We start from the raw sequence: 8,922 nt of genomic DNA on the forward strand, positions 1-8,922 counted from the left end.
GGTAAATGATATACACCTGCCTGGAGCGAAAAACGAACTTTGTATTAGGGCCGATTACACATTGATGACCTGACCCCAGAGCTTTAATTTTTCTTGTCCTGATACTAATCCCAGCGTTTAACAGGCTGCGGCAGGTCTTTTATAAGCCTAAAACCAGCTTGCAGGTGCAATATTCAATTGCCTGGTTATAGTTGTCTGCCGCAATAGCTACATAATTCATGCATAGCTTTTGTGTTCTCCTTTCTGCCCCATAAGGTTTCTGCAGGGACTCGTGACATAAATTTCCGGAAAAGCAGTTCGGGTTATTGGGCTTCAGAGTGAGACAGTGCTTTTTCATAAATCCTGCGCACTCCTTCTGCCGGAGCCCGTCGACTATGACGGCGGGAGACTCCGGAGTCAGAACGCAGCCTGTCGGCGTAATATAACTCAGGTTCGCGGACGATTATGCAAGCCTGGCAACCAGTGAGTTCCCACAGAAAATGTCGTGATTTCCGTTACGCACTCACCAGGACATATGTCTGCTTTCATAATCTCTTTGCACACTTATTTAAGTATGCTTCATCACGCTCAATGTCCCTGAATTCTGCGGTCAACGTTTCCAGGGATGCGGCCAGTGTGAACAATTACTCAGCTTTGCCGATAAAGATGATTCCGCAGTCTCATTTTGCGGTGCTTCATACCACTTACCTCCTGTTAGCAGGAGAACTCCTTTGCATCAGCGCCATACCTTAATGCTGGTGCCTTACACCGTGGAATCATTATGAATAACATCAGAATAGGAATCCGTCTCGGCGCTGCTTTCGGCTTTATGGCGCTCCTTGTCATATTTATGGTGCTCATCGGCATCGTAAAAATAGATTCACTTGGAAGAGCCAACGACGAAATATCCGGCAGTCTGTATACAAAAGCCTCATCATCACTTTCACTCCGGTACTACACGTCAGACATGAGCCGCCTCGCCCGTAATGCGATTCTACTCAGCGACCCCACACAAAGAGAAAAAGCCATCAGTGATTACCGTGGCGAAAGACACGAGGTAGATAGTCTTATCAATCTTATAGCCAGTCAGGTAAACACGCCTCAGGGACAAGAGATTTTTGCACGCCTTAATTCGCGCGCTGCTCTCTTCCTGCCTTTTATTGATGAGGTGGTGATGCTATCGCAACAGGACAAAAGTGTTGAGGCCACACAACTTCTTTTCGGCCCCCGTTATCAGGCTCAGGGCGACTATATGGCTTCCCTGAAAGAAATGCAGACCTTTCAGGAAGCGCGTATGCATTCAGCCGCAGCACAGGCGCGCGATGACCGAGCCGGTGCCCTGATGATATTGACCACTGCCGGCGCAGTGGCTCTTATCCTGGCAGCGCTATCTGCCAGGATTATCACACGGAGCATAACTCGACCCCTCCAGGATGCCGTGAAGGCAGCACACCGCGTGTCCCGTGGTGACCTCAGTAACAGGGTCCATACTGACCATCGTGACGAAACCGGTAAACTGCTATTAGCTATCGGTGAGATGCAGGACTCACTGATAAACACCGTCAGTCTGGTGAGAAGCAATGCCGAAAATGTCGCATCAGCCAGCACTCAGATTGCGCAGGGTAATGCAGACCTCTCGCAGCGTACTGAAGAGCAGGCCAGTGCACTTGAGCAGACAGCTGCAACCATGACGCAACTCGGGATGACTGTTAAAAATAACGCTGATAACGCCCGTCAGGCAGGCCAGCTGGCAGTTAGTGTCCGTGATGTCGCTAATAAAGGCAGTGAGGCGACAGTGGCCATCACTGGCACGATGAAATCAATCAGCGAAAGCTCCGGGCGCATTGGTGAAATTACAGCTGTTATCGACGGTATAGCTTTCCAGACCAACATCCTTGCGCTGAATGCCGCTGTGGAAGCGGCGCGTGCCGGTGAACATGGCAGGGGGTTTGCCGTGGTGGCAAGCGAAGTCCGCTCACTGGCACAGCGCAGTGCTGCGGCTGCCGGGGAGATTCGTCAGCTTATTGCGGCCAATGCAACAACCGTCGGGCAGGGTAATGAACTTGTCGTTAATGCGTCTGAAACCATGTCCGGTATTCTTTCAGCGGTCGGGAAATTGACTGATACTGTAGAAGAAATCAACTCTGCCAGTGCCGAACAGGCCCGAGGAATTGAACAGGTAGGCATTGCTGTCACAGAAATGGATACGACCACTCAGCAAAATGCCGCACTGGTTGAAGAGTCGGCGTCCGCCGCTTCAAGCCTCAGTGAGCAGGCCGCGTTGCTCCTTCAGGCAGTGTCTGTGTTCCGCTTAGGCAATCAGGCCAGACCTGCTGCTGTTCAGAGGCATGCTGCTAATGCCCGACCGGAAGTCCATTCAGCGGCGGTAAAAGCCCCGGAGGAAACGGGTAACGATAATTGGACGCATTTCTGATGGCTGCACTGTGCTCATTTTTGGCACGGTGCGCTTAAGAAGGCTATATGCAGCATGACGCGAGGAGTACTTACCGTCAGTAGTCAATTGCAGGAAAACTTGATGGCGCTCAATATATCATTCCATCAGGATTGAAAGGTCTCAAATCCAGGCGTATCAAAATAGATGGCAACTTTGCCATTCTATCAGGAAAGAAAAATGGCGGACAGAAGACCACTCAATCCAGGCGTAGTTGTTCCTAAACCCGGCGGTGGTACACAGCCCCGTGATCGTAACAATGATGGTAGAGTAAGAGAAAAACGCTCGGATGCTGGTAAACCACGCAAATAGTAATAAACCGCCTTCGGGCGGTTTTTTTCCAGCCGTATCAAGCTTCAGGTAAATTAACCATTCTCCTCTTTTCGATTAAAGTCGACATTGTCACCTTGAATTAACCTGGGGGGATAAATTTGACTATTACAATATGTGAAAGCTGTATTCAGCTATCAACATTTTGTGATTTACGCCGACGGCTTATTATCCCTCCTTTCCGACCTGCCTCGACCGCTCTATCAGGATTATTTTTGAAATTTCTACCGCTTGCCTTCCCACCTTAGCGTCCTGCTTCAGCGGCGCGATTCTGATCTGCTGCTAAGTTTCCAGCACCGCCTTGCAATTTTTTCCTAATCATAAAGCTTACCTTCGCCGTTTGGGTAGTCAGGCTTTAACAATAGCAGGCAGTGTTCAAACTCTGCGACGATTGAAACTTATCTCATGAGCCCGAGACGGTAAATTTTGGCTGATTCATATGTGAAATCATAAGCTGCAAAAGGTCGTAACTCATCATTATTACTGAAATTTTTATCAACATCCTCCCGGCAGCATTTGTCAATTCATCTGGCGGCAATGCAGGCATAGCAGTGGCACATTGCGTCCGCAAACTGGGGCTGCCGATCACTGTCGTTGTGCCGTAAAGCACTTCTTGAAGAGCAAAGCAGCTTATTGAGATAGAGAGTGCCAGAGTTATTGTGCATGGGAAATCATGGAAGGAGGCGAACGATCACGCTTTATCACTTGCGACGAATGACATAATCTTTGTACATCCTTTACTTTTAAAACCGAATACAACTTCGCTGACTATTTCGGACTTAACCTCAGCCGAACCAGCTGCACGAGAATTGGTCTGACTTATTCCTTTGGGAATGAATAAAAATTGTGAGCATCAACAAAGATGAAATACACGGATTTCACTATATGAAATTGGGAGATATACACATTAATGCTTACTATTTTTACTGTGATGTATGTTATATATTAAGTATAAAGTTTATTTTAAAGGCTGCAGACACGATTTCTTCCTGTTTTTTTGGCATGGTACAATCCCTGATCAGCGCGCGCTATCATATGTTCATAGCTATTTTCATCAGGAGTGTTTGATGCAACGCCAAAGCTCATTGTTACCTTTACAACTTCATCGCTATATAAAAATAAATTTTCTTCAATATTCATGCGAATCCTTTCGGCAAGTTGTAAAGCATCCTCGTGGTTTGTTTCCGGTAAAATAATCAGAAACTCTTCCCCTCCCCATCTTACAGCTTTATCATGTTTTCGGAGATTGAATTTCAAGATGTCAGCTACACCGATAAGCACAATGTCCCCGGCTTTGTGACCTAGTGTGTCATTAATATTTTTAAAGTAATCTATATCTCCTAGAACTATGCTAAAAGAATTATTACTTTTGAAGCTTGAATTAAGTCGGTCAAGCATTAATTGAGCACCTCTACGGTTTATGAGATCTGTTAAAGGATCTGTTTCTGCCATTTTTTGCAGGGCGATGTTTGCACGTTCACTATTCATGGCTATATAACCAAAATAAACCAGGGTGCTTGCAGCCTGATCGAATAGCATTGCTGTAATTGAACTGCTGTTCTGTTTAGCAGGCATTAATCCTATAGCTATCAAAATTGCAGGTAGTAGAAGGGCTGATAGATAACAAAAAAATGCTAAAGCAACTACGTATTGTGACAGTATTCTTTTGTTCGGTGTTTCATATATTTCTAAAAGAATCAGGCTGACTATTAAAGCTGCCATAAAATATACACCGGAAAGATTTATGCGCGATGCAAAATTAAATGCCACCCCCAGGCAATAAACTAAAGTCGGAGCTAAGGTTAATAAAATAAAAAATGTGGGTGACACTCTTCTGTCATAAAACATACGTAATCCACTTAATGAGGCGGTCAAGCTCAGGAAGAATAATGGATAAATAATTATTGCATTAGAAATGGTTAGCAGTGCATCATTTACATGCATCATGCCCAACATAGATCCTACACTCGAAGACACCAGAGCAATAATCCAGTGCAATAGATAAGATCTCTTAGGTTGAGTCAACAATAGAACCAGGAATATTAATAAGATGGCTGTTCGACTCATTGCGCTGCTTAAATAAAGTGTTCCAATATCCATCATAAAATAATTCCAGGTTGTTTTTCAAAAAAGATATGCTATGCCTACGCCTGTTATCAGTGTATTCATTTTGACACTTGCATTAAAACCATAACCCGAAAACTGGTATTCAGGGCTTAGAATGTATTTCTCACCTATATTTAAGAACCAGCTTTCTGAAATCCTGTAATCAATTCCAGCATTCAATATGAGACTATTGATACTTCCAACCTTAAATGCTGGGATGCCCTCGGCTGGTTTTACTTTACGTTCCCAGGCATGATTTATACCTATGCCAAAATAAGGTGATAACTCTGATTCTGTATTTATATGGTATTGTGCCGTCATTGAAACACTATTGCTTTCTATAGTTCCTATTTCAAAGCTTCCTATTTTTGAATCCTTTACTCTATAGTCTCTTGACAATACTCCGCCTTGAATTTCTAACGAGATTTTTTTTGAGAAAAAATAAACACCTTCAACACCAAAAATTCTCTTTTCTGGTGTTTGGATCTTTCCTCCAATTGAAGAAATATGCGATTCACTATCAAAGGGTTTGATGTCTATATACATACCCCGTATTAACCAGTTTTGGGCAGTTTCTTTGCTATAACTCAAATTATTTTCTGAAGCAGAAGAGAAGGCGCTATATGAAAAAAAACACGCCATCAATGCATAAACAATAGAACTATTATTTATCAAGCGTTTGTTAATTTTTATTTTATGACAGGCCATAACCCCACCTCAAAAAAGAAATTAATTTAAGTTTATTTAAAAATTATTATCGGCGTTCAAAACTTTTTCTTTAGGGTCTAAGATGAAAATACTGATTTGTGTAAATTACCATTGAGGTTTTTAGAGAGAATTTTACTTAAAATGCCGGCCGCATCCCTGAGATGCCCTCAGCGCGATTCTGCGGCGAATGGGATGTCTCTGGTGCTACCTCCAGTCCGGAATCCTGAATAACGCCGCTGATATTGCCGGTATGTCGGCATGTATTGGCAGTGAATTCAGTTATACATGAGCAGATGCAGTAAACGTCCGCGTCTGGCACAGAAGCAGACATTATAAATGCGGTCGCGGGTACCACTTTGGGTGAACAGAGCTCGCTATGTTTTCGTTTTAAAAATAACATTCTCTCGGGCATTGCGCTTATTAAGCGGTGACCTGTTTTATCCGGACAGTGGTTAACGTTAAAACCTTCATGTATCAAAAGCCCCTCAGAGCGTCTGGTTTTGCTTTCTGTGTGGCCCCGGGCGGCCAAAGAGAAAGCCCTGCAGCAGCCCACAGCCGGACGTCCGGAGCCATTCCGCCTGTTCTTCTTTTTCAACGCCTTCCGCCACCACCTCCAGTCCTAGCTCGCGACACAGCATCAGGACGGCACCGACAATTGACGTTGCGCCCGCATCTGAAATTAAATCGCTGATAAAGGACCGGTCAATTTTGATTTTGCTGAACATCCGGGTACGCAGGTAGCTCAGTGATGAATAACCTGTGCCAAAGTCGTCCAGTACTATATGCACCCCCATTTCCTTTAACTCATGAATGACGCGATAGCTGTCTTCCGGATGTTGAAACAGGGCCGACTCAGTAATTTCCAGCTCAAGCCGGTGTGGCTCAAGTCCGCTCTGCTGCAAAGCGTGTCTGACGATGTCGGCCAGCTGGGGCTCGCGAAACTGGCAGGGCGAAAGGTTTACGGCTATGCGTTCGCTGTCAGGCCAGCCGGCAACTTCTGCACATGCCCGCCTCAGGGCAAAAGCCCCCACCTCATGGATAAGACCGGTCTGCTCTGCCAAAGGAATAAATACGGACGGCGGTACGCTGCCCCTGACGGGATGATACCAGCGCATTAGCGCCTCATAAGACACCGTCACACCTGAGCTGCTGTTAACCACGGGCTGGTAAAAGAGCTGTAACTCACCGTTCGCCAGCGCGCTGCGCAGGTCATTCTCCAGGCTGAAGCGTTCTGCCGCTGCACTTGCCAGCCGGGAGGAAAACATCGCGTAGCCGTTGCGCCCTGCAGCTTTTGCCTCATACAGCGCAATGTCGGCGGCGGCAAGCATACCTTCTGCCTGCCGCACGTCGCCATTGCTGAGACAGATACCGATGCTGCATCCGGACATTACTTTCCTGTCCCCGATTGTAAACGGCTCCGACAGCAGGCCGGTAAACCGGCGGGCTGTTTCGCCCGCCGCTTCCGCAGCAATCACACCGGGCAGGAAAATGACAAATTCGTCGCCGCCCGTTCGTGCCAGTAAATCGCCGGTGTTCAGGACGGCCTGCAGCCGGTCAGAGATTTCAGTAAGCAGCGCGTCACCGGCAGCATGACCCAGTGCATCATTGACGAGTTTAAAGCGGTCGACATCGAGTATCATGAGCGTAAAAGGCAGACAGTCTTTCAGAAATCCGTCAAGCACCGGCATGATGCCCCGGCGGTTCAGCAGGCCCGTGAGCGGATCGTGCAGGGCCTGATAAGTCGACCTTGCTGTAGCCTGATGCTCAGCGGTAATATCCAGTACCGTAAAAAGAATAAATTCGCCAGCGTTGCTGGTTTTCAGCCTTTCTGCTGCGATCCTCAGAGCAGTTTCAGGCACCTTCTCTCCGGAAGTGAAGGTTTCGACAAGTCCGTCGCCCGGAGAGAGGTGCAGACCGCGTCTGAATATTGCGTCCAGGGCCGCCGGTCGCGTTACGGACTGACGGCTAAGGATGTTGCCACTCAGCACAGGCGCCCTGAGCCAGGCCGAGTGAATGGCAGACTGATTTGTGCGGACAATTTTCCCCGAGCCCGCTTCACACAGAATCAGCGCACAGGGGGTGTGGCTGAATATCTCATCCAGCAGCTGACTGGCATCCGACAGTTCAGCCTCGCGCCGGCTTATAACCCGCTGTGCATTGCTGAGCGCGACTCTCTCTTCATAGTGACGTGATACGTCACGCACGATTTTGATGAAAGCAGCCTGCTCACCTTCTGCCGGGCGAAGAAACTCGATGTCCACAAGCGCCCTGAAGACGCTGCCATCCCTGCGCAGGCGCCAGCCCTCTGCAGAATATCGTCCGTGCTCACGGGCCGCGGCAAGATTTTCTTCCGGCACGTTCCTGGCCCGCTCATCGTCATCGTAGAAGACCGAGAAGTGCAGTCCTGTAATCTCCGGCCTTTCCCAACCCTTGATATCCCGGGCGCCCCGGTTCCAGCTCAGCACTTCCCCGGATGAGGAGAGCAGGTATATGGCGCACAGTGACGTCTCAGAGACCGCCGTGCCGAGCCGGTCATGGGTGTCAGATTTCATGTATCGGCTCCTGAACGGTTCATAATGTATGCCGGAAAAGTTCTGGTCCGCAGAGTGGTTACCGGCACATGCACGGTACTGCTGAGGGTCTTTATTCAGCCTGACAGCGTCTCTCCTCGCCAACAGCAGCGCCGGAGGGTAACCGGACCTCAGAGCAGGCAGCCACAGGCTGCGGATGGCAGCCTGAAACCGGTCACCGGCAGCATCATCGGGGCTTTGCTGATGCCACCCTGAAAAAGTTCTGCAGGGCCATCAGCGCCCGGCCGGTCATGGCGATTTCCGATACCATGACGGCATCGTGCTGATTCATCCAGGCCAGAAAAAGGGGGGCCGTCATATAGGGGGTGAATGAATCAAAGGCAATCTTCAGGTGAACCAGATTGTTAGCCCAGGTATCCAGTGACCGGTATTCACCCTCGCTCAGCTGCGTGAACAGCGCATCCGTCCGTGACTTGATTTCTGTAACACGCATATATTTTTCATGCATCGGATTTCAATCTTCCTGTTAGCTGGCTGCAGTCATCTGCAGGATTCAGGCGAAGCCCGTCGTTCAGTATTACCTGGCAGCACGTGACGGCCAGGTAAATAAGATGAGCAGAGGGTCGTGGTACCGGATTCAGCGCGGCCGCCCTGCAGACCGGCTTATACCCTGAAGGTCTCCACCATCCCGCGCAGCGCGTGCGCCTGCTCAGACAGTGACTGCGATGCCGAAGATGATTCCTCAACCAGCGCGGCGTTGTTCTGCGTGACCCCGTCCATCTGGCTGACGGCAACGCTGACCTGTGAGATGCCCTG

At 48.4% G+C, this 8,922-nt stretch carries 5 protein-coding genes and 1 pseudogene; 1 reads left to right on the forward strand and 5 read right to left on the reverse strand.

Annotated features, from left to right (window positions below):
- The first annotated feature begins 760 nt into the window (after positions 1-760).
- Complete coding sequence (locus HFD97_RS08910) at positions 761-2,413, forward strand: methyl-accepting chemotaxis protein (RefSeq protein ID WP_167431847.1); 1,653 nt, start codon at positions 761-763, stop codon at positions 2,411-2,413.
- Between the two features lie 478 nt (positions 2,414-2,891).
- On the opposite strand, the pseudogene HFD97_RS08915 reads toward HFD97_RS08910, so the two are convergent.
- From HFD97_RS08915 to HFD97_RS08935, 5 genes and pseudogenes are all read right to left on the reverse strand, one after another.
- A pseudogene (locus tag HFD97_RS08915) lies at positions 2,892-3,083 on the reverse strand (general stress protein).
- 641 nt (positions 3,084-3,724) lie between these two features.
- Entirely contained in the window at positions 3,725-4,864 is a 1,140-nt protein-coding gene (locus HFD97_RS08920; RefSeq protein ID WP_167431848.1) for a GGDEF domain-containing protein, read from the reverse strand.
- Between the two features lie 21 nt (positions 4,865-4,885).
- Entirely contained in the window at positions 4,886-5,575 is a 690-nt protein-coding gene (locus HFD97_RS08925; protein WP_167431849.1) for an OmpW family protein, read from the reverse strand.
- 485 nt (positions 5,576-6,060) lie between these two features.
- On the reverse strand, positions 6,061-8,127 hold the full coding sequence (locus HFD97_RS08930) for a bifunctional diguanylate cyclase/phosphodiesterase (protein WP_167431850.1): 2,067 nt from the start codon (positions 8,125-8,127) through the stop codon (positions 6,061-6,063).
- Positions 8,128-8,332: 205 nt separating this feature from the next.
- On the reverse strand, positions 8,333-8,599 hold the full coding sequence (locus HFD97_RS08935; protein ID WP_167434908.1) for a hypothetical protein: 267 nt from the start codon (positions 8,597-8,599) through the stop codon (positions 8,333-8,335).
- Positions 8,600-8,922 lie beyond the last annotated feature (323 nt).

This window comes from Pantoea sp. EKM103V (genome assembly GCF_011800365.1).
In the GTDB taxonomy this organism is placed as follows: Bacteria; Pseudomonadota; Gammaproteobacteria; order Enterobacterales; family Enterobacteriaceae; genus Pantoea; species Pantoea anthophila.

What these genes read in the sequence shown, in the direction of transcription:
- HFD97_RS08930 (WP_167431850.1), bottom strand. Translation starts at nt 8,127, where the DNA reads ATGAAATCTGACACCCATGACCGGCTCGGCACGGCGGTCTCTGAGACG.
- HFD97_RS08910 (WP_167431847.1), top strand. Translation starts at nt 761, where the DNA reads ATGAATAACATCAGAATAGGAATCCGTCTCGGCGCTGCTTTCGGCTTT.
- HFD97_RS08935 (WP_167434908.1), bottom strand. Translation starts at nt 8,599, where the DNA reads ATGCGTGTTACAGAAATCAAGTCACGGACGGATGCGCTGTTCACGCAG.
- HFD97_RS08920 (WP_167431848.1), bottom strand. Translation starts at nt 4,864, where the DNA reads ATGATGGATATTGGAACACTTTATTTAAGCAGCGCAATGAGTCGAACA.
- HFD97_RS08925 (WP_167431849.1), bottom strand. Translation starts at nt 5,575, where the DNA reads ATGGCCTGTCATAAAATAAAAATTAACAAACGCTTGATAAATAATAGT.